Origin of the sequence: Microvirga puerhi (assembly GCF_020089865.1) — a bacterium.
Classification (GTDB): domain Bacteria; phylum Pseudomonadota; class Alphaproteobacteria; order Rhizobiales; family Beijerinckiaceae; genus Microvirga; species Microvirga puerhi.
The window spans coordinates 1-20,931 of sequence record NZ_JAIRBM010000002.1 but is presented as its reverse complement, the minus strand read 5'-3'; the positions used below and the strand labels follow the sequence as shown (position 1 = coordinate 20,931).

The 20,931-nt window shown below is 58.9% G+C and carries 16 protein-coding genes; 9 read left to right on the top strand and 7 right to left on the bottom strand.

The window, feature by feature from the left end:
- Nucleotides 1-6: 6 nt before the first annotated feature.
- From K9B37_RS02450 to K9B37_RS02425, 6 genes are all read right to left on the bottom strand, one after another.
- On the bottom strand, nucleotides 7-1,272 hold the full coding sequence (locus K9B37_RS02450) for a glycosyltransferase family 4 protein (RefSeq protein ID WP_224311562.1): 1,266 nt from the start codon (nucleotides 1,270-1,272) through the stop codon (nucleotides 7-9).
- A complete protein-coding gene (locus K9B37_RS02445) occupies nucleotides 1,269-2,105 on the bottom strand; it encodes a class I SAM-dependent methyltransferase (RefSeq protein ID WP_224311219.1) in 837 nt (278 codons plus the stop codon). Before K9B37_RS02445 ends, K9B37_RS02450 begins: the two co-directional genes overlap by 4 nt.
- Entirely contained in the window at nucleotides 2,102-4,342 is a 2,241-nt protein-coding gene (locus K9B37_RS02440) for a glycosyltransferase (RefSeq protein WP_224311218.1), read from the bottom strand. The genes K9B37_RS02445 and K9B37_RS02440 overlap by 4 nt, the downstream gene beginning before the upstream one ends.
- A gap of 60 nt (nucleotides 4,343-4,402) precedes the next feature.
- Complete coding sequence (locus K9B37_RS02435; protein ID WP_224311217.1) at nucleotides 4,403-5,143, bottom strand: calcium-binding protein; 741 nt, start codon at nucleotides 5,141-5,143, stop codon at nucleotides 4,403-4,405.
- A gap of 443 nt (nucleotides 5,144-5,586) precedes the next feature.
- A complete protein-coding gene (locus tag K9B37_RS02430) occupies nucleotides 5,587-6,972 on the bottom strand; it encodes an HlyD family type I secretion periplasmic adaptor subunit (protein ID WP_224311216.1) in 1,386 nt (461 codons plus the stop codon).
- Entirely contained in the window at nucleotides 6,959-8,722 is a 1,764-nt protein-coding gene (locus K9B37_RS02425) for a type I secretion system permease/ATPase (protein ID WP_224311215.1), read from the bottom strand. Before K9B37_RS02425 ends, K9B37_RS02430 begins: the two co-directional genes overlap by 14 nt.
- Nucleotides 8,723-8,981: 259 nt before the next feature.
- Between K9B37_RS02425 and K9B37_RS02420 the strand changes: the two genes are divergently transcribed.
- Together K9B37_RS02420 and galE are read left to right on the top strand one after the other, a co-directional pair.
- Complete coding sequence (locus K9B37_RS02420; RefSeq protein WP_224311214.1) at nucleotides 8,982-9,575, top strand: MarR family transcriptional regulator; 594 nt, start codon at nucleotides 8,982-8,984, stop codon at nucleotides 9,573-9,575.
- A gap of 101 nt (nucleotides 9,576-9,676) precedes the next feature.
- On the top strand, nucleotides 9,677-10,723 hold the full coding sequence (gene galE, locus K9B37_RS02415) for a UDP-glucose 4-epimerase GalE (protein WP_224311213.1): 1,047 nt from the start codon (nucleotides 9,677-9,679) through the stop codon (nucleotides 10,721-10,723).
- Nucleotides 10,724-10,776: 53 nt separating this feature from the next.
- Here galE and K9B37_RS02410 read toward each other — a convergent pair whose 3' ends face one another.
- The gene (locus K9B37_RS02410) at nucleotides 10,777-11,679 is read right to left on the bottom strand and encodes an NAD(P)-dependent oxidoreductase (protein ID WP_255616372.1); all 903 of its coding nucleotides are present in this window, start codon (nucleotides 11,677-11,679) and stop codon (nucleotides 10,777-10,779) included.
- 126 nt (nucleotides 11,680-11,805) lie between these two features.
- On the opposite strand from K9B37_RS02410, the gene xylB reads away from it, so the two are divergent.
- From xylB to K9B37_RS02375, 7 genes are all read left to right on the top strand, one after another.
- The gene (gene xylB, locus K9B37_RS02405; protein ID WP_224311211.1) at nucleotides 11,806-13,290 is read left to right on the top strand and encodes a xylulokinase; all 1,485 of its coding nucleotides are present in this window, start codon (nucleotides 11,806-11,808) and stop codon (nucleotides 13,288-13,290) included.
- 189 nt (nucleotides 13,291-13,479) lie between these two features.
- Nucleotides 13,480-15,009, top strand: a complete 1,530-nt coding sequence (locus tag K9B37_RS02400) for a sugar ABC transporter ATP-binding protein (protein ID WP_224311210.1) — start codon at nucleotides 13,480-13,482, stop codon at nucleotides 15,007-15,009.
- Nucleotides 15,006-16,034 carry an ABC transporter permease subunit gene (locus K9B37_RS02395; protein WP_224311209.1) on the top strand — a complete coding sequence of 343 codons (1,029 nt, stop codon included), beginning with the start codon at nucleotides 15,006-15,008 and terminating at the stop codon, nucleotides 16,032-16,034. The genes K9B37_RS02400 and K9B37_RS02395 overlap by 4 nt, the downstream gene beginning before the upstream one ends.
- An 86-nt stretch (nucleotides 16,035-16,120) precedes the next feature.
- Nucleotides 16,121-17,056: an ABC transporter substrate-binding protein gene (locus K9B37_RS02390; RefSeq protein ID WP_224311208.1), complete on the top strand. Its 936-nt coding sequence runs from the start codon at nucleotides 16,121-16,123 to the stop codon at nucleotides 17,054-17,056.
- 63 nt (nucleotides 17,057-17,119) lie between these two features.
- On the top strand, nucleotides 17,120-17,809 hold the full coding sequence (locus K9B37_RS02385) for an L-ribulose-5-phosphate 4-epimerase (RefSeq protein ID WP_305072123.1): 690 nt from the start codon (nucleotides 17,120-17,122) through the stop codon (nucleotides 17,807-17,809).
- A gap of 47 nt (nucleotides 17,810-17,856) precedes the next feature.
- A complete protein-coding gene (locus tag K9B37_RS02380; RefSeq protein ID WP_224311207.1) occupies nucleotides 17,857-19,428 on the top strand; it encodes a ribulokinase in 1,572 nt (523 codons plus the stop codon).
- Nucleotides 19,429-19,543: 115 nt separating this feature from the next.
- Entirely contained in the window at nucleotides 19,544-20,803 is a 1,260-nt protein-coding gene (locus tag K9B37_RS02375) for an AGE family epimerase/isomerase (RefSeq protein ID WP_439651667.1), read from the top strand.
- Nucleotides 20,804-20,931: the final 128 nt, after the last annotated feature.

Here is a 20,931-nt window from a genome sequence, read left to right as displayed (position 1 = left end):
CCTGTGTCAGGCGGCCTGCGCCGAGGCGCCGGCACCACGATAGAGTTCGAGGTGTTGATCGACTGTCGCCGACATGGTTGGGGGCTGTCGAATGCCATCGACAAGGCTTGCCCAAAGACCGGGCTCTTCGACGGCCCGCTTCATTGCTCGCGCAAGCGCTATCGGATCGTTCGGACGGACGTGAAGTCCATTGATACCGTCATGCACGGCTTCGGCCATGCCGCCGATCCCGCTTGTGATGACGGGTCGACGATGATGGAAAGCCTCTTGGATCACAAGGGGAGCGTTCTCCCACCAGATCGAAGGCATGACGACCCAATCCACGTTCGCCATGAGATCCGGAATGTCTTGCCTCCGATAGGGACCAAGCCGAACAACGTGGCCGCCGTTCCGATCGATGAGCGTTTCGATCTCATCGATAAACTCCTCGGACTGAAAGGGTGCTCCGCCGTGGAGGCGAAGTTCAAAATCGTCCAAACCCTCAGCGACAAGCTGCTGGACCGCCTTCAGCAGAACAGGCGCCCCCTTCCACGGATTGAGATTTCCGAAATATCCGAAAACGGAGCGCCGCGCGTCGGAGGTTGACCGATGCGCAGCGACCTCCGCATTGGGACGCCCGTTCGTCACAACTTCGATCAGGCTCTCCGGCAAGCCCCATGCTACGAAGCGTTCCTTGATGAATCGGCTTGGCGCAATGAAATGATCGACTTGCGAGAGAAGCGTCTTGATATGCCGCTCCCGCAGCAGAAACCGATCCGCTGAGACATCCGGGAAGCAGGCGCCACAGCGGTTCGGCGAAGCGCGATCACAGCGCTCCTTCCCCTTCGTCCGCATCATGAGGCCATCGTGCGCACAGATCGCATAGTAGTCGTGGAGGGTCATGACGATCCGAGCCTGCGGCAGCGTGCGGCGCACGATCGCGATGAATTCAACTCCCAAGAGCAGCACGTGATGGATATGAACGACGTCAGGGCGAAATTCCTGAAGCAGCGCGACGATCGGAGGGACGATCCCGTAGGTGTCAGTCTGGCTCAAATAGAAGTGATCGAAATGACCGCTCCAGAGCACAACCTCGTCCGGCGCATCTGTCACGGTTTGAAAATTCGTGCCTGGACGAGGTTCCCGATGGACCCGATTTGTCGCAGCGAGGAACAGAGCCTTCACGTCCGATCGCGAGCGGAGTTCACGAAAGAGATCGTGGGCGAAGATTTCCGTTCCGCCGGGATGAAGATCCGGATGATTGTGTGCGACCACGAGAACGCGCATGGTCAGGCAGCCTTTCCGGGCGACGTCGCGATGACGACATCCTGATAATGCATGCTGTCGATACCGCGCCAATGCCCCAGGCTGACGCATTCGATCTGAAGGCCAGCTTCACGAACGGCCTGTTCGACGAGGTTCCGGTCGAACCCAATGGCGGCCAGCGGCGCATCAGGAGCGCCGTACCAGGTTCCTGGATCTTTTCCAGGTACGAATTTCGGCCGTGCGTTCTCCCGCTCAAGATCGCCGTCCAGGACCAAGAACGTGGTCATGAACAATCGTCCAACCGGGGATAGCAGCCGCCTGATCTCTCTTGAGTATGCCGCAATCTCTGCAATCGGCAGATGCGTTGCAACCGAGACCATGGCGATGAAATCGAAACTTGCATCGGAGAACGGCAGCACAACTTCGTGTCCGCCGAGAGCCCCACCCGGGTTATAGAGTTCATGAGCCAGGTCGATCTGACAGAATCTGAAGTGCGGGTATACCGACGTGATGTTCTGGACGCACCACTCGATCCCATCCTTTACAGGATCGACCCCCTCATAACGTGAGGCCTCTCCATCCAGGTATTGCGTCAGAGGGACAGCCATACGACCGATCCCGCATCCGACATCCAGCACGCGATGTGACGGCTTAAGTCCTCCAAGGCGCACGAAATGCCCGAGATACTCAGCACCGATGGCACGATAGTCCCCATCTCCGACAAAAACATTCTCTGGTGTCGGCGCAGGGAGGAAACGATTGCGCTCGACCGTCTCCATGATCACCGAGAGGCGCTGCTCCTCCTGAGTCGAGAGCAACGGTTGATGGACTGCGACGCGGTTGCCGACCTGCGCATTCATGCTGCCTTGCTCCTTGTTCTTCCGACCCGGCTATGTGTGCTCATGATGCGCGTCATCATCGCTTCCCAGCGGGAGGCGTGAAGCGCACAATTGTATTGCCATGCTACGCCCTTCATGTAGTCGAGATTCAGGGACATGGACTTGCGCTCGAGATGATAAAGCTCGACCTCGGGAGTGTAGAGGATCTTCTGATCGGCAGCATTGATCTTGAGGCACAGGTCGCTGTCCTCATAATCACCGATTACATAATCCTCGGAGAAACCTCCAATTTTTTCGAACAGATCGCGCGAGGTGACGAGACATGCACCCGTTACGGCAGGAACGAGGCGCTCTTCCGTGGCCGGTGCATAATGGCGCGGCATGCCTTTGAAATAATGATGATTGAGCCAGCGGCCGTGGTGATCCTTTTCGAAGAACATCCCAGCGTGTTGCAGCGAACCATCCTCAAATAGGAGCTTCGGCCCGACAGCGCCGATTCGCTTGCGCCTGTCGAGACGCAGGGTCAGCTCCGCAAGCCAGTTCCTGGACACAGGAATGATGTCGGAGTTGACGAGAGCGAGAACCTCTCCGCGCGCCAGGGACGCTCCGACGTTACAGGCGCGAGCGTAGCCGCTGTTTCGATCCATGATTGCGAGAAGCAGGGGCAGCTCATAGACAAGATGCAAACCTTGCAGCAGATGTTCGACTTCTGCGGCCTGCTCAGGCGAATCCAAGACATAAATGAGTTCGGCATTCTTCCGGAACCAGGGATCAGTCGCGAAAGCTGCAATCTGGAATCGCAGGAAATCCAGCGCCTTGTAAAGCGGAATGATCACCGATACGCGCGGCCTCGGCAGGGCCTCACCAATCTGTCGAAGCTTCGGCTGGCTCTCCTGAACCAGAACGCGGCGGTGCAGATCGCCGATGACGGGGCTCAAAATCTCTGCCAGCAGAGGCTCATCGACATGCTGAGGCGGGACGGCTCTGAGCGCCGCGGCCCGCGCTTCAGCTGCGTCGAAGGGCTGGGGCGCGGGTACGAGAGGATGATAGGCACCGGATTTCAGCAGTAGTCGAAAGCGCGGCTGAAGAATTGGAGTGTCGCCGCCGTTCGACGGCGCGAGAGCGGCAAATCCCGTTGCATTCAGACGCCCTCCCCCACCCAGCGCCTCTATTGTGATCGGATATTGGCGAACACCGTCCGTCAGCTCATGCACGGTTCCGTCACGCCCCACGGCGGCGATCCCGGCGACAAGGTTCAGGGGGTCACGAAGCCAGCCAGCGACAAGAGTTCCGGCGGACGTGGACAGAGCACAAGTGATTTCGGCAGCAAGTCCCGCCGGCCCCGTGCTGACCCGCTGTCGCTCGAGCGGGGCGCCGAGCTGCGCCTCAACCGAAGCGGAGCGACCTTTCTCCGTCAGCTGCGAAAGCTCGATCAACAGATGCTCGCGCAATCCGGCCGCACGCTTCGTATGATCCCGCAACCAGCTGGTCAGGTTAGGGGCTCTCTTCTCGGGGTAGGTCAGAACCCTGGCCTGCAGGCCATCGGCACCGGCAAAAACCAACCAAGCTGCTTGCTCGTTCTCTGCATTTCCCTCAGCAAGAAAATGGAGAACCGCTCGCCCCTTGCCAACGGATGCACGGTGCGGCTGCCCTTTCAGGCGTTCGATACCCCGCGACCCGATGCGATAGACGGCATTAATTCTGTCAAAGGAGTCCGGAAAGGGGGTCTGTACGAGAATAAGATCGTCAATACCCCGTGCAGCGACGAGCGCTGGTTGCGGCGACGGATTCGATAGGCGGAGGAGAGCGACCACGTGACGGACGAACAGGCTGTTGCGCTGAAGACGAAAGAGCCCACTCCAAAGATTGATCAATGTGGAAGCAAGAATAGCAATCGCCTGCTCCGCCAAATCGCCCAAGAGCCCCCGAACGTCGAGAGGTGGCACGGGAGTTTCCGTGGACAGATTGAGTTCTGCGCTCGAACCAAGCGTTCCCGTTGTCAAGCCAATCTGAAGATTCATCTGATCCGGTCGCCGGAGCGCCCAGAGAAGTCGGGTTCCACCATCCTTGCGCTCAAGGCGCAACGAGGCCGTCGGTGAGATAACGACGCCATCGGCGATCGAAAGCGAAGCGGGAGCCCGCACGGTTTCAGGGACGTCCCAGATGATCAGAACGACGCCGCTGCCGAGAAGAGCCACCTGCGGCTGACAAATGCCCTCAGTAACTGAAGCTGGCTCTGATAAATCAAGCAACGCCATGCCGTGTCGGATCCTTGCGCAGAAGGCGCTGCAGCCAGAAGCTGCAGCGCCGTATTTGTATCAGTGGACGGAGAAGTAATCGTTCGGGTTGTTCTGGACGTCGTCTGCGTTGACGTTGACCAGCGTGACCGAGTCGCCGTTGCCGAGATCGACAAACGTATTGCTGCCGATCTGATGGACACGGCCCGCAAGATCTTCCGCAGAGGCGATATCGGTGCCGTTGATCCCCTTGGAGATTTGCAACAGATCCTCGCCGACCTTGAAGTCCAGAACGACGTCGTTTCCTCCGCCGCTGGAGAACATGAAGACGTCGTGACCCGAACCACCGTGAAGGATGTCGTCGCCAGCGCCACCCTGCAGGATGTCATCGCCCGAGCCGCCGCGAAGCACATCATCGCCGGCACCACCCTGAAGCAGATCGTTGCCGGAACCGCCCTCAAGAATGTCGTTGCCGTCGCCGCCTTGCAGGATGTCGTTGCCGTTGCCGCCACGGAGATAATCGTCGCCAGCGCCGCCCTGCAGAATGTCGTCGCCATTGCCGCCAAAGAGAACGTCGTCGCCAGCGCCCCCTTGAAGGATGTCGTTGCCATTACCGCCGAACAGAATGTCGTGACCGTTTCCGCCGAACAGAGCGTCGTCACCTTCGCCGCCGAACAGGCGATCGTCTCCATCTCCGCCGAAGAGCGCATCAGCGCCGCCTCCGCCGAAGATGAGATCATCCCCTCCATTGCCGAAAATGACGTCCGGCGAGTGGGTACCATGTAGCGTGTCGTTATAGGCACCGCCCTCGAGAGTTGCCATACCTGTCTCCTTGCTGTTTGGACCGCGGAAGCCACGGTCCGCCAGATGAAAAGGTGGAATCGAAACGGGCGAACTTGCCTTCGAAGACATCAGAGCCCGACAGCGTCCGAAGCGCCAACGCCCGTTCGCCGCAGCGCAACAATGCTGAAGAGGCACCTCTTTGTAAAGTCCAAATATCAATAAAAATGGCTATTCCTTTAGTAAAAATGCCTATTAGTTATGTATTTGTTTTGTTTAAAAAGTACATTCAAAGTATTTTCTATTTAGATCGAAATTCGAAATACCTCAACGAATAAGCCCTGGCCCTAGGCAGAACAGGGACTTTTGTCACGCCGCCATGCCGCGGCGCAGCATGACGGCGTGCGAAACGTGCCGATACGGTGGCGCGGAATCTCGCACTGCCATCGTGCCAACGGAGCGGGATTACCGTGCTGTCGTTACGGTTATTCTTCGCGGAAGGCGCGATTGAAGCTGTCGGTGATAGGCGCCAGCAAGTAGTCAATGGCGCGACGAGGCTTGTTGATCACCAATATTTCGGCGGGCATGCCTGGATAAAGCTTGATCGTATCGTTCTTCGCTAAGCTTTCCTGCGCAATCGACGCCCGCACCACATAGAACGCGGCGTCGTTTCGCTCATCAAGCTGCTGATCGGCGGAGAGATATGTCAATGTCCCCGCGAGAGGAGCTGTCGAGCGATTGTTGTAGGCTGTGAGCCTCACTTGCACCGGCGCCCCGACGCGAACAGAATCAATGTCGCGCAAGCCAACTTTCGCCTCGATGATCAGGGGCTCCTGCTCGGGAACGATATCAAGAATAGGCTGGCCCGGCGCAATGACCCCGCCAGGCGTCCGAGTCCGGATATTGGTGACGATGCCATTTTGCGGAGATACGATTTCGACGCGATGCAAGACATCTCCCGCAGCCGTCATGCGCTCGATCGTATCTGCCAGTTCAAGCTGAGCTGCCTGCAAATCCGCGGCGACCTGTTGCTGAAAGTCGTTCTCGATGGAAAGGATCTCAAGTTCGGCGGCGGCTTTGGCCTGTTCAGCTTTAGCCTTGCGTGACACGAGCTCCGCAGCACGGCCGATCAATTCGCTTTCTCGGGTTTGCAACTCGGTCAGCCGTGGCCTCGGCGCATAGCCCTTTTCGACTAGCGTCGCCACGGCATTGAGTTCACGACCGAGCAGTTCTGATTGTCGTGTGTTCGCCTCGGCTTGGGCATCAACAGCCTTCAGCTCGGCCACCTGCTGCTCCACTGTCTTACGCTGGATATCGACCTTGCGGGCGAACATTTCGCGGCGGGACAAAAAGACATTCCGCTCCGCTCGGACGACCTCTGCAGCAATTGGACTCGACGAGGTCGTTACCGTATCGGGAAAGACCAGTTCGGACCCGCGGGTCTGCTCGGCACGGAGGCGAACAAGGCGCGCCTCAAGCCCGATACGCTTGGCACGCAACTGCTCCAGCTCCGCTTTCGCGCGGGTGTCGTCAAGACGCACGAGCGGCTGGCCCGCCTGGACGAGATCACCTTCCTGGATCAGCAGCGACTTGAGAATTCCGCCTTCCAGATGGCTGATGGTCTTGCGCTTCGAGTCGACGATGACCGTCCCGCTGGCGACGGCAGCGCTGTCCAGATGCGCGGCAAAGGCCCAACCCATGAAGCCTCCGATGCCTACGATCACAGCGACCATGCCGGCGACAAAAGGCGTTCGGAGAGACGGGCCGCCGCGGTCCTCATGCTCCATTCGTTCGACCCAGTTTTGCTTCAACTCCACCTTATTGACGATTGGCGAGGGCCGCTTCTGAACCAGGATCTCAGTGCTTGCCACGAGGTGCCTCCCCCTGAATTGCCCGCACGGTCTTTCCAGGAACGGTCCTGGCGGCGTTTTCGTCGCGGTCGTTGATACCGATGACGTCTGCACGCGGCCCGAACTGGGCAATGCGTCCGTCCTGCAGAACGAGAAGCTTGTCGACGACCTGCATGATCGAAGGGCGGTGTGCAATGAGAATGACGATGGCCCCGTCTGCGCGGGCGGCTTCAATAGCCCGGATGAGTGCTCGCTCTCCTTCGGTGTCCAGATTTGCGTTGGGCTCGTCGAGGACGATTAGGCGGGGATGGCCATAGAGTGCGCGCGCCAAGCCGATTCGTTGCCGCTGACCGCCGGAGAGAACGAAGTTACTGTCGCCGAGGCGCGTGTCGTATCCCAGGGGGAAGCGCCCGATCATGGTGTGTACGTCGGCAAGCCGAGCAGCGTCGAGAACCAAGCGGGCATCTGCTTGCTGCATGCGCGCGATGTTCTCGCGAATCGTACCTTCGAGCAGCGAGACGGACTGCGGCAGGTATCCCACCATCTCACCGAACGATTCCCGCTCCCAGAGGAAGACGTTGTGCCCGTCCAAATAGATGCCGCCGGTCGTCGGCTTAAACACGCCGACCAGCAGCCGTGCGAGCGTTGATTTTCCTGCCGCCGAGGGCCCGACGATCCCGAGGACCTCGCCGGGCGACAAGGAGAAGGATATTCCCTTCAAAATCGGAACATCGGATCCCGGAGCCGCATAGACCAGGCGGTCGATCGTAAGATCTCCGGACGTACGCGGCGTAGGCTGCGTTTCCCGACGCGGCATCTCCTTCTCCAGGAGGTCACAGACGCGCTTCCAAGCTGCTGAAGCAAGGACCCACTGCCGCCAGCCGTCCACCATCGAATCAAAAGGCAGGAGCAGACGTCCCATGATGATGCTGGACGCAACCATCGAACCCGGGCTCACCTCCTGTCTGATCACAAGGATGGCGCCTGTCGACATGACGGCAATCTGCATCATGTAACGGCAGGTGCGTGTTATCGATGACATGGCCCGCCCTCTCTTCGTGGCGGTATCCAACAGGTCCTGAGCCAGGATCTGGGCTCCACGCCACCGCCGCGCCAGGGCCGGAAGCATTCCCATCGCTTCGATCGCTTCTGCGTGCCGCAGACTCGCGCTCATGTCGCTGATCCCGCGGATCGCGGCCTCATTGGCCCGCTTCAGAGCGCGGCGTGTCAACAGATCCGAGACCAAGCTGAGCACGACGATCACCGTCGCCGAGATCAGTGCCACCAATCCGTAGAGTGGGTGCAAGGAAAACAGCACGGCCAGGAAGATCGGACACCAAATCGCTTCCAGCGGAATACTGATGGCGCTGCCGGTCAGGAACGACCGCAGATCGTTGATATCGCGAATCGCCTGGCCTGCTTGAACGCTTCCTTTTTGAACGGAGGCAGAAACAGCTGCCTGCAAAACGGGAAGATTGAGGCGGCGGAGCAAAAGGCTGCCCATCACCTGAAAAGTAAGAGCGCGGATATAATCGAGAATGCCGAACAGGATCAGCGAGATGCCCGCAATGATGATCAGCATCGTAAGCGTGTCGAGGCTCTGGCTGTTCACGACGCGGTCGTGCACCTGCAGCATGAAGAGAGGGACCGTCAGTTGCAGCAGGTTGATGAACGCGCTTAGGAGCCCCGCGTAAACGAGGCCCGTAAGGAACGCCTTGCGGCCACGGTGTAACAGATCCGCGGCCTCCGAAGAGACAGTCGCTTTGCTCATGCGAACCATTCCTGCAGTGATTTGTTCGACAAAAATATGACGAGGAGAGTAATCAATGATCCCATCGAAGGGATTATTTCCGATTGCTTTACACGTTTGTAAATCTCTGTACCATGATACGAGGAAGTAGCGGAATGTCACCCTAGAATAAGCATTCCCTTTATAACGCAACAAAACACTACAACTCATAAGTTTAGGGAAAACGTCTTAGAAATAGTTCGAAATTCGAACTAATCACTAGCGCGTGACAGGAGAAGGTATGGAGCACAAATTCAACAAAGAGGCGGAATTCTTCCGGGAGGTGCCGACCGGCGGACTTTCCCGTCTGCCTCCCATTCCGCAACCCTCGCGGGCACCGGCAGAGAGTACGCCGATCTCAGACGATTCCGCAGGCGTTTCCCATCTCGATCTCGTTCGCGTCGTCGAGCGCGTGCACAGGCGCTACCTCGACCTGTTCCGACTCGATCTCGGGCGTCTGGGAATCGATGACCTTAGCCCTTCTCAAGTGATGATGCTGTTCACGATCGGCGCTGACGAGTTGACCGTTCGCGATCTCATCGATCGCGGCTACTACCTCGGCTCCAATGCCTCCTATAACCTCAAGCGGTTGGTCGAAGGCGGATATGTGGATCGCAGCGCCTCCGAGCGGGACCGTCGCTCGGCCCGCATCCGACTCTCGGACAAAGGTCGCAAGCTCTGTGACGATGTGCGGAAAATGGACGAGACCTACCATCGGCTCGTCGCACGCAACGCGGAAGAGAAGCGCGATCTCGAGACCGCGTTCAAGACGCTGCAACGCTTGGAGCATGCTTGGACAAGCGCTCTGCGCTATGGGGAAGGCAAAATCACCTAAACAATGCCCCTCGCGTTTTTACGTCCCAGCATTTAAACTTCTTCTCTATTCACGGCCTGTCGCACCCCCCTCGACGAGGCTGATCTGTCACGGGTTTTATTATGGCCAGGTTTCTCGTCACCGGCGGTGCCGGTTATGTCGGCAGCCACACCGTTCTCGCACTTGTGGAACGGGGAGATGATGTTGTCGTGCTCGACGATCTGTCTCAAGGGCATCGGGGTGCGGTACCCCCGGGGGTCGAGCTTATCGTCGAGGACATCGCAAATACTCGGCGCCTGCAGGAGATTTTCGCCTCCTGGCATTTCGATGGCGTACTCCATTTCGCGGCCCGCTCCCTTGTCGGAGAGAGCATGCGCGAGCCACTCCTCTATCTGTCCGAGAATGTGAGCAACACGCTTCGGGTGGCCGAGGCCGCGATCAAGTCGGGTTGTAAGCGTTTCGTCCTGTCATCGACGGCGGCACTGTTCGGCATGCCGGACCGGATTCCGATCGACGAAGATTCCAAGCTCTTTCCCTTATCGCCCTATGGCGAGTCCAAGCTGATGGCCGAGAAGGGCTTGGAATGGGCACACAAGATCCACGGCCTGCACTGGTCCGCACTCCGATATTTCAATGCGGCAGGCGCGGACCCGAAAGGACGCCTGGGCGAGGACCATGATCCCGAGACCCACCTCATTCCACTGGCTATCAATGCCGCGCTCGGGATTGGCTCTGAATTGACCGTGTTTGGCGACAAGTACGACACGATCGATGGAACGGCCGTCCGCGACTATGTCCACGTCACCGACCTCGCCGATGCGCATTGTCGAATCCTCGACCGCCTGGAGGCGGGTCATGGTGGCTGCTACAATGTCGGGAATGGCACCGGCTATTCTGTCCGCCAAGTCATCGATGCGGTGGAGCGCGTTTCAGGACGCCCTGTTCCGCATCGGATTGGGCCGCCTCGTGCCGGAGACCCTCCGGTACTTGTTGCATCCAATGAGCGCTTGCGCCGAGATACAGGCTGGTCGCCGCGCTACGCCTCTCTTGACGATATCGTGAGCACCGCGTGGGCTTGGCGCTCGTCGCATCCCAATGGTTTCGATGATGCGCGCGAGAAGGGCAGCCCACCGGAAGGTGCGGCGGCGCCCCTCGCCCAAGCAGGCTGAAAGCTTGGGCGATCAGTTAGGCATGGGCCTATCACGGTCTGACGAATAGCCTTTCACCGCATGCCGTTCAGTTCGGCTATAATGTCGGAGAGCATCGGCACGTAACTGTCGCCGTGCCCCATCCCGACTGCAGTCGCAAAGCTGTTTCGCACAGTAGCGCCCATGGGATTGGCGAGCCCTACGGACTGGGCGAAGGAGGCCAGATAGGTCATGTCCTTCAGCCCATTCCGAAGCGTGAATTTGTGCGCGGATGGATCACGGTCGAGGACCCATTTGAAGTACGTCTGATAGAAGCCACAATCCATTCTTCCGCCGCGGATCACGCTGTCGAAGAGTTGCGACGCGATGCCTGCCTTCGCACCAAGCGCCAGTGCCTCGGCATAGAGGGACGCATAGCCCATCGATAGGAAGTTGTTGAGAAGCTTCATGGTGTGGCCGGTTCCCGTCGGCCCTGTGTGAATCACCCGTGAGGCGAAGGCATCAAGGACGGGACGAATTCTCTCTACGGTCTCCGAGCTTCCGCCGACCATGACATCCAAAGTACCCGCCTGAGCATCGGCCGGAGTACGCCCAAGGGGCGCATCGATGAGCGTGCTACCAGCGTAGGAAAGTTCAGCTGCGAGCTTCGTAGTGACGGATGGGTCGGACGTCGAGCAGTCGATGATCAGAAGCGGCTTATTTGCGGACATCAACCCATTCGGGCCCTGAATATTGGCCTGCACCTCGGGCGACCCAGTCACGCAGAGGATGACAACGTCCGACAGCTCCGCAAGCTGCCGTGGATTTGACGCCTCGACAGCGCCACGTGACTTCAAATCCTCCACGGGCTTCCGGTTGCGATGCCCTAGAATGGTCAGCGGCCATCCTTTCTCGACAAGATTTTTGGCCATGCCGTGGCCCATGTGACCGACGCCGATGAAACCAATATGTTCCTTTGTCACATCCCCCTCCTTCATTCCCCATTCCGACAATTGGGCCATGCGAATGAAAATAGGCCGCCAAGCGCGACTGCCAGGTTTGACAGAGCGCGATAAATTGCAAAGCTCCATCTGAGCGTACTCCAACCAGGCGGGAGCGGTGGCATGCCTACCTATCTAGGCGTCGATATAGGGACCTCCGCTATCAAAGCAGTCATCGTCAACGAAACGCAGGCTGTGCTGGCAGAGGCCCATATGCCTCTCGACATTTCACGCCGGCAGGAATCCTGGTCCGAGCAAGATCCAGAAGCGTGGTGGGTGGCTGTGCAAGGGGTCGCTGCCGAGCTTCGAAGCCAAGTTCCAGAAGTCTGGTCGCAGATAGAAGGCATCGGACTTTCGGGTCAGATGCATGGCGCGGTCTTGTTGGATTCCCAAGACCGCCCCTTGCGGCCCGCCATCCTTTGGAACGATGGGCGCTCCTTTCGAGAGGCCGAGCAACTTGGTGCAAAATACCCTCACCTCTCCGAGGCCCTCGGTGTCATTCCCATGCCCGGCTTCACGGCCCCGAAGCTTCTTTGGCTGGCAAGGCACGAGCGACAGATTTTCGAAGCCGTCAGAACCGTTCTTCTCCCCAAGGACTACATTCGCCTGAAATTGTCCGGAGATCGCATCACCGACATGTCGGATGCTGCCGGAACCTGGTGGTTGGACGAGGCTGCCAGAGATTGGTCGGACGAGGCTCTGAGCGTCACTGGCCTTGACCGGCGTCAGATGCCGCTCCTTGTGGAAGGATCCCAGCCATCCGGGACGTTGCGGTCGGACTTCGCAAAGGCCTGGGGCCTTCGCTCAAATGTCGTCGTGGCAGGAGGGGCTGGAGATGCTGCTGCAGGCGCCGTCGGCCTCGGAGCTATTCAGGAAGGCTCGGCCTTCATCTCCCTCGGCACGTCAGGGCAGTTCTTTACAACGACGGAGACATTCAGGCCTGCGCCTGAGGCACTGATTCATGCCTTCTGCCATGCTGTTCCCCAACGCTGGTTTCAGATGGCTGCCATGTTGAACGGCGCGAGCTGCCTCGCCTGGCTATCCGGTTTGCTAAAGACGGAGATCGATGTCCTCCTTAGAGAGGCGGAGGCCCACTACCAGGGTCCGGCACAGACTCTGTTCCTGCCATATCTGACAGGCGAGAGAACGCCCCACAACGATCCGCACGCTCGCGGGGTGTTCTTCAATCTGTCCCCTGAGACAACGCCGAGTGATTTGACCCTGGCTGTTCTTGAGGGTGTGGCCTTCAGTTTTGCCGATGCCAAAGATTGTCTCGTTCAGGCAGGTGCCCATCTCACCGAAGTGGGGATCATCGGCGGGGGATCCCGCAGCATCTTCTGGACAAAAATCCTGTCCAACATCCTCGATCTCCCGCTTTTGCGCTTTCGCGGAGGCGACAAGGGTCCCGCGTTCGGCGCAGCACGGCTCGCCATTCTGGCGACGGCACAGGCTTCTCCGGATATCATATGCGGCGCTCCGCCCGTCCTTGACCGGATCGAGCCAGACCCCAATCTGGTCGAACGCTATCGTCCAAGGATCGAGGCGTTCCGTAGATTATATGGAAGTCTAAAGCCGGAATTCTCCATGGCAGCCGGGGGTGACAATTGACAGGATGAGGCCGAGCGATAGTATTTCTTATTCCTGAAAAAATAATCGCTCGAAATTCGAAGTCGGGCCGTCAGGGAGGAACGCCATGTGTCCAGGTAGCGGGAGCATCGGCCGGATACCGACTCCAACGGCCCCTGCGAGGTTTGGCCTCTGGGTAAAGGCTGACCGGCATCCCGAAGGAGCGCGTCCATGACAGGATCGTCTCCGATCCTTGAAATGACGAACATCTCGAAAACCTTTCCGGGCGTGAAGGCACTCAAGGATGTCTCGCTCACCGTTTACCCGGGCGAGATCCATGCGCTCATGGGTGAGAATGGTGCCGGGAAATCCACCCTGATGAAAATCCTGTCGGGGGCGTATCATGCCGATGCGGGCGGCGAGATCAGGATCGATGGAAAGCCGATTGTCATCAGCGCGCCCTTAGCCGCCATTCATCATGGCATCTCCACCATCTATCAGGAGCTGTCGCTAGCGCCGAACCTGACTGTTGCGGAGAACATGCTGCTGGGCCGGGAGTATCACAACGGCCCCGTTATTGATCGGCGCTCGATGGCGCGAGCCTGTCGCTCCGTACTTGACAGGCTTGGCGTCTCATTCAAGCCGACCACGCGTCTCAGTGAACTGTCGATGGCCGAAAGGCAATTGGTCGAAATCGCGCGTGCCCTTATCGCGAATTCCCGTATTCTCGTCATGGACGAGCCGACGACATCTTTGTCCTCCCGAGAGACCGATGCTCTTTTCGCCCTTATCCGCCAACTTCGCGCGGAAGGCTTGGCCATCATCTACATCAGCCACCGTATGGCCGAGGTCTACGAATTGGCCGACCGGGTCTCCGTGCTGCGCGACGGTACTTATGCGGGAACCTTGCAACGCGACGAGATTTCCGCAGAACGCCTCGTCAGGATGATGGTCGGCCGAGACCTCTCTTCTTTCTACAAGAAGGAGCACAATGCCAAAGGAAGCCGCGGCCCCGTGATTTTCTCGATCCGAAACATGCGGGACAAACAGCGGGTCCACAACTGCTCCTTCGATCTGCACCATGGAGAAGTCCTCGGCATTGCCGGGCTCGTCGGGGCGGGACGAACCGAACTGGCGCGACTTATCTACGGCGCAGATTCGAGACTCGGGGGTGAAATTGTCCTTGATGGCCGTCGTCTCTCGATCGAAACGCCACAGGATGCTATCGACGCGGGCGTCGTATATCTGACTGAAGATCGTAAGCATCTCGGCCTGTTCCTTGATCTCACCGTGCGTGAGAACGTGAACTTGAGCGTGCTGGGACGTGACGCGTTTCCTGGTGGTGTTCTCAACTTAAGAGCCGCAAGGGCGCGTGCCGTTGCGGCGATTAGATCCCTGGCGATCCGCGTGACAGGCGACATCGTGCCGGTCGGCAGTCTATCGGGCGGCAATCAGCAGAAGGTCCTGCTGTCCAGACTTCTGGAGACCAAGCCGCGCATCCTGATTCTCGACGAGCCGACGCGCGGTGTGGATATCGGCGCGAAATCCGAGATCTATCGCCTGATCGACGATCTTGCGCGTAACGGTGTCGGAGTCATTGTAATTTCAAGCGAGCTGCCGGAGATAGTCGGGATCTGCGATCGCGTACTGGTCATGCGTGAAGGGCGGATTGCCGGAGAAGTAGGCGGCGTTGGACACCCTCCGATCTCACAGGAAAACATCGTGGCCATCGCGACAGGTGTGAGGGAAGCTGCAGCATGACGACTCCCAATGAAACCGGCGCTTCCTTTCAGGAAAGCGGAGGCGTGAGCAGCGATACCGGTGAGGGCCGCCAACGTCGTCTGGCTTGGCGCTCTACCCTGCAAGCTATTGGAATGCTGCCTGTTCTCATTATTCTCGGCGCTGTTTTTGAGCTGATGTCAGGGCGCTTTCTGAGCTTTCAGAACCTGTCGATCGTCGCGCAGCAGGCATCGATCAACATCGTACTGGCAGCCGGCATGACCTTCGTGATTCTGACCGGCGGCATCGACCTGTCGGTGGGCTCGATCCTTGCCGCTGCTGCGATGGTTGCCATTATCGCGTCGAAGATCCCCGATTGGGGGTTGCTCGGTATTCCAGCAGCTCTGCTCACCGGTTTGGTCCTCGGCGTCATCAACGGTGCACTCATCGCCTTCGCGCGGCTTCCGCCCTTTATCGTGACCCTGGGCTCACTGACGGCCGTTCGAGGATTTGCCCGTCTTCTCGGCGGAGACACGACCCAATTCAATCCGCAGCTTCCCTTTGCATTCATCGGCAACGGAAACCTCTTTGGGATTCCGTGGCTCGTCATCATCGCACTTGTGGTCGTGCTCGTGTCATGGTTCGTCCTGCGACGGACGGTCCTTGGCGTACACATCTACGCCGTCGGTGGAAACCCTGATGCCGCAAGGCTTACAGGGATCAAAGTCTGGGCTGTTCTTCTTTTCGTTTATTCGGTCTCCGGACTCGCCAGTGGGCTTGGCGGCGTTATGTCGGCCGCACGTCTTTATGCAGCGAATGGCCTGCAACTCGGGCAATCCTATGAGCTCGATGCCATTGCCGCAGTCATCCTCGGCGGCACGAGCTTCGTCGGCGGCATCGGGTCGATCTGGGGCACACTGATCGGTGCGTTGATCATTGCCATCCTGTCCAACGGACTTATTCTCGTCGGAGTATCCGACATCTGGCAATTCATTATCAAGGGGTTCGTGATCATCGGGGCCGTAGCACTTGATCGCTATCGTCTCAAAGGGTCGGCGCGAACCTGAGTGGAATACCAGCATCGGCAATCAGATGCTGGTTCGGGCGAAGGTCGAGGTTTGCCTCGACAGATCGCATTCACAAGGAGGAAACGATGATAATGTCCCGGCTAACCTGCAGCCTTGTGGCACTGGCCGCCCTGGCCAGTCCCGTCATGGCTAAGGATCTTACGAGCGTCGGCATCTCGGTCGGATCGCTCGGGAATCCCTTCTTCGTCGCTACCATCAAGGGCATCGAAGACAAGGCCAAGTCTATTAACCCGAATGTGAAGATCACCTCCGTTTCGTCGGACTACGACTTGAACAAGCAGTTCACCCAAGTCGACAACTTCATCGCCTCCGGCGTGGATGTTCTGATGATCAACGCAGTCGACCCCGTGGCCGTCGAGCCTTCGGTGAAGCGGGCGCAGGCCGCCGGCGTGGTCGTCGCAGCATTCGACGTGGCTGCCGCCGGGGCGGACGTCACGGTCATGACCGACAATGTCAAGGCAGGCGAGATCGCTTGCCAATACATCGTCGATCATCTCAAGGGCAAAGGCGATGTTCTGATCATCAACGGCCCGCAGGTTTCCTCGGTGACTGACCGGGTCAAGGGCTGCAAGGCCGTGTTCGACAAAAATTCCGGCATCAAAGTCCTCTCCGACAATCAGGACGCGAAGGGCTCACGCGAGGGCGGATTCGCGGTGGCGCAGAGCCTGCTGACCCGTTTCCCCAAGGTTGACGCGATCTTCGCGATCAACGATCCGACGGCGATCGGTGCCAACCTCGCCGCGAAGCAGCTGAACCGAAGCGAGTTCATCATCACGGCTGTCGATGGCGCGCCTGATATCGAGGTCGAACTGAAATCGGGCAATTCGCTGATCAAGGCATCGGCATCCCAGGATCCCTATGTGATGGCCGGACAATCTCTGGAATTGGCCGCGGGCATTCTGAACGGCAAGAAGCCCGAGAAGAATGTGATCCTCCTCGAGCCAAAACTCATCACTTCGGAGAACGTGGCCCAGTACAAAGGCTGGACGGCCGCGCGCTAACCGACTGAAATTGACGGCCATGCCGCAGGATGTGGCTGTCAGTTTCTCCCTAGGAGGGCATAGATGCTGAGGGAACTACGGGAACAGGTCCTGGAAGCTAATCTGGAAGTGGTTCGCCGTGGGCTTGTTCTTTATACCTTCGGCAATGTCAGCGGCATCAGCCGCACAGATGGACTCGTCGTCATCAAGCCCAGTGGGGTCCCCTACGAGCGGATGAAAGCGGATGATCTTGTGATCACGGATCTCGACGGCCGTCAGGTATGGGGCGAGCTTCGCCCATCCTCCGATCTCGCAACCCACCTTCATCTCTACAGGTCCTTTTCGGAAATCGGAGGCGTCGTCCATACGCATTCTGAGTTCGCTACATCGTGGGCCCAAGCCCGACGCGAGATCCCTCCTCTTGGAACAACGCATGCCGACTACTTCTACGGTCCTGTTCCCGTCACGCGCAAACTGACCACGGCCGAGATCGAGGGCAACTATGTTCACGCTACCGGCGTCGCCATCGTCGAGTGTTTTGGCAATCGTGACCCGCTCGAAGCGCCGGCCGCACTCGTAGCCGATCATGGACCTTTCTGCTGGGGCCGGTCGCCCGACGAGGCGGTTCACAATGCAGTCGTGCTGGAAAGCATCGCCCGCATGGCGACCTATACCGTCGCTCTTCGGCCGGACACGTCAGGCGTCTCTCAAGCGCTCATGGATCGACATTACTTCCGAAAGCACGGCAAGACTGCAACCTATGGACAATCATAACGTCGGGCTCCGCATCCCGACCGCGCTCTGCACCCGGAGAGGCTAGAATGGCCATCGTCGCTGGCGTCGATTTCGGCACGCTCAGTGTGCGCGTCACCTTGGTCGACGACCAGTCGGGACCAATCGGATTCGGCACAGCCGAATATCCCCTCCATCGAAAGCGGGGCGATCCTGACTATGCAACGCAATCCCATGCAGATCACATGGATGCGCTAACGGCAGCGATGCGGAAGGCTCTTACCTCGGCAGGCCTCGACGGTCACGAGGTCGCGGCCCTTGCGATCGATACGACCGGTTCAAGTGTCGTGATGGTTGGCGAGAACCTAGAGCCCCTCGATGATTATTATCTCTGGTGCGATCACCGCGCCAAGGAGGAAGCCGAGCAAATCACGCGATTGGCGCATCAGGAAGGACTCGAAGCGATCCGCTGGTGTGGAGGCGTCTATTCCCACGAATGGGGCTTCGCAAAGGTCCTCCATTGGCTGCGACACAATCCAGATAAGCGAGATCGGTTCGTCACGGCCCTTGAGCACTGCGACATGATCGCGGCCACCCTGACGGGAGCAAGCGATCCTCGCAGCGTTAAGCGCAGTGTTTGCGCCATGGGCCATAAGTGGATGTGGAATCCGCGCTGGAGTGGCCTCCCCTCTCAAGCGTTTCTCAGCAAGGTCGACCCGCTGTTCGATGGTATTCGAGACAAGCTCGCCGGAGTTTATGCGACCTCAGATACAATTGCCGGCCATCTTACCGAGCCTTGGGCGGAGCGTCTGGGATTGCGCCCTGGAATTCCCATCCCGGTCGGTGCGTTCGACGCACATTGGGATGCGATCGGGGCAGGATGCCGCGTCGGCGATGCCGTGAACGTCGTCGGAACCTCGACCTGCATCATCGCGATGGCACCGGAGGTCGACCTCATCCAGGGCGTATGCGGCATCGTTCCTGGAAGCGTGGCCCCATCTCTGGTCGGCATCGAGGCCGGATTATCCGCGACGGGCGATATCTTCGAGGCCATCGCCCGGCGCGCGAATACGAGGATCGGAGCCCTGTCCGAAGGGCTCGATCGCTACCGGGCAGGAGAAACCGGACTCCTCCGACTTACCTGGGACAATGGCGACAGGACCGTTCTGGTCCGGGCCGACCTCAGCGGCATGACTCTCGGCTGGAACCTGATGCACACCGCTCAGGACGAACTGTTCGCCGCCATCGAGGGGACAGCCTTTCACACGCGCATCATCCTCGAGCGTATGATGCAGGGTGGCGTGCCGGTGGAGCGCGTCATCAATGCTGGCGGCATCCCTCAGAACAGCCCGGTCCTGAATCAAGTTTATGCCAATGTTCTCGGCCGACCTGTCCTCGTCCCTGATGCATTGCCCACGGGACTCGGGTCGAGCATCTTCGCGAGCCTGGCGGCAGGCACCTATCCCGATCTCGAGCGTGCGCAGGATGCGATCTGCCGCCCGTTCCAGGTCTTTCATCCGGACCCCACGACGCAAGTCGTCTACGACCAGCTCTTCAGCCTCTACCGCACGCTCTATTTCGGCTTTGGTGGAAAGGGAGAGCTGCTCTCCCTCAGCCACGTCCTTCCCGAACTAAAACGCCTTGCTCGGCAAGCTTCCTAAACGGATTGCAATTCAATCGTGTATTGAGCCTGCGGCATCTTCCCCTTCACCGGGAAGATGTCCACAATCGCTGCTCACCGCTCAAGCTCTACCCGCCTCAGATCGGAGTTGCCTTATGCAGATGCCCGTGCCCGTCCTTCCCCCCAGCGGCCCGAGCTGGCGCAAGCGACAGGCCCACCGGCAATGGCTTGCCGATCAAGCCTCGGACCTGTTCGAATTCTTTCAGGCTCGGAGCGTCAACCCGAAGGGCGGCTTCCTCGATTTGGATAAGGCCGGACAGCCGATCGACGGTAACCCCGTCCGCCAGATCCACAGCACGACGCGCATGGTCCATTGCTTCGCCATCGGCCATCTGCTGGGCCGGCCGGGTAGCGCCGAGATCGTCGACCACGGAATGACATATCTCTGGAAGCATCATCGGGACCCTCAGAACGGCGGATATGTCTGGTCTCTGGATGGTGAGCGCTACAGGGACGATACAAAGCAGGCCTACGGTCACGCTTTTGTGCTGCTGGCGGCCTCCAGCGCCAAGGTCGTGGGCCATCCTTTGGCAGACAGGCTTCTGGACGATGTGACTCAGGTTCTGGACCAGCATTTCTGGGAGGACGAGCATGGTGCCGTAGCGGAAGAATTCGCCCGCGACTGGTCTCCGGTCTCCCGCTACCGGGGCCAGAATTCAAATATGCATCTGACCGAAGCACTGATGGCCGCGTTCGAAGCGACAGGGGACAAAACGTACCTATCTAAGGCGGAGCGCATTGCGAACCTGATCATCGGCCGACATGCCACCGAACTAGGCTATCGCGTCGCCGAGCACTTCGATGAGAACTGGCAGCTGGACAAGGAGTATCGTGGTTCGGATGTCTTCCGCCCCTCAGGAGCCACGCCAGGACACTGGCTTGAATGGAGCAGATTGCTGCTCCAGCTTTGGGTCCTCGGAGACAAACGTCATGCTTGGATGCCGGAGGCCGCAAGCGCGCTGTTCAGACAATCGATAGAGCTCGGCTGGGATCGAAAGAACGGCGGCCTCTTCTATACTCTGGACTGGGACAACCGGCCTGTCTTGCGCCAGAAGCTCTGGTGGCCCTGCGCGGAAGCCATCGGGGCTGCATCGTTCTTGCTAGACCATCGCCCAACGGATTTCCATGAAGAGTGGTATCGGCATGTCTGGGACTTCGTTGCGAGTCACATGGTCGATCATCAGCACAAGGGCTGGCACCCAGAACTGTCCGAGACGTTGGCGCCGGCTTCAACCCTCTTTACCGGCAAGCCCGATCTCTATCATGCGCTTCAGGCCTGCCTCATTCCTCTATACCCGTCGATGGGAAGCCTGACCCGCGTCATTGCCGAGGCAAACCGAGAGATCCGCGCTTAGATGTGAGATCTGAGGAGGTTGTTCATCCCGTCTGAGGGCCTGAAGGTGGTCGTTGCCACACGATTCACCCGATGGACCTGAGGAATGAACAACCCGCATCAGAATGCCCGCACGACCCGGCTGGGTCG

Coding starts and splice junctions, on each gene's coding strand:
- K9B37_RS02440 (WP_224311218.1), bottom strand. CDS start 4,342: ATGGCGTTGCTTGATTTATCAGAGCCAGCTTCAGTTACTGAGGGCATT.
- K9B37_RS02375 (WP_439651667.1), top strand. CDS start 19,544: ATGCAGATGCCCGTGCCCGTCCTTCCCCCCAGCGGCCCGAGCTGGCGC.
- K9B37_RS02445 (WP_224311219.1), bottom strand. CDS start 2,105: ATGAATGCGCAGGTCGGCAACCGCGTCGCAGTCCATCAACCGTTGCTC.
- K9B37_RS02395 (WP_224311209.1), top strand. CDS start 15,006: ATGACGACTCCCAATGAAACCGGCGCTTCCTTTCAGGAAAGCGGAGGC.
- K9B37_RS02380 (WP_224311207.1), top strand. CDS start 17,857: ATGGCCATCGTCGCTGGCGTCGATTTCGGCACGCTCAGTGTGCGCGTC.
- xylB (WP_224311211.1), top strand. CDS start 11,806: ATGCCTACCTATCTAGGCGTCGATATAGGGACCTCCGCTATCAAAGCA.
- galE (WP_224311213.1), top strand. CDS start 9,677: ATGGCCAGGTTTCTCGTCACCGGCGGTGCCGGTTATGTCGGCAGCCAC.
- K9B37_RS02420 (WP_224311214.1), top strand. CDS start 8,982: ATGGAGCACAAATTCAACAAAGAGGCGGAATTCTTCCGGGAGGTGCCG.
- K9B37_RS02425 (WP_224311215.1), bottom strand. CDS start 8,722: ATGAGCAAAGCGACTGTCTCTTCGGAGGCCGCGGATCTGTTACACCGT.
- K9B37_RS02390 (WP_224311208.1), top strand. CDS start 16,121: ATGATAATGTCCCGGCTAACCTGCAGCCTTGTGGCACTGGCCGCCCTG.
- K9B37_RS02400 (WP_224311210.1), top strand. CDS start 13,480: ATGACAGGATCGTCTCCGATCCTTGAAATGACGAACATCTCGAAAACC.
- K9B37_RS02435 (WP_224311217.1), bottom strand. CDS start 5,143: ATGGCAACTCTCGAGGGCGGTGCCTATAACGACACGCTACATGGTACC.
- K9B37_RS02385 (WP_305072123.1), top strand. CDS start 17,120: ATGCTGAGGGAACTACGGGAACAGGTCCTGGAAGCTAATCTGGAAGTG.
- K9B37_RS02410 (WP_255616372.1), bottom strand. CDS start 11,679: ATGAAGGAGGGGGATGTGACAAAGGAACATATTGGTTTCATCGGCGTC.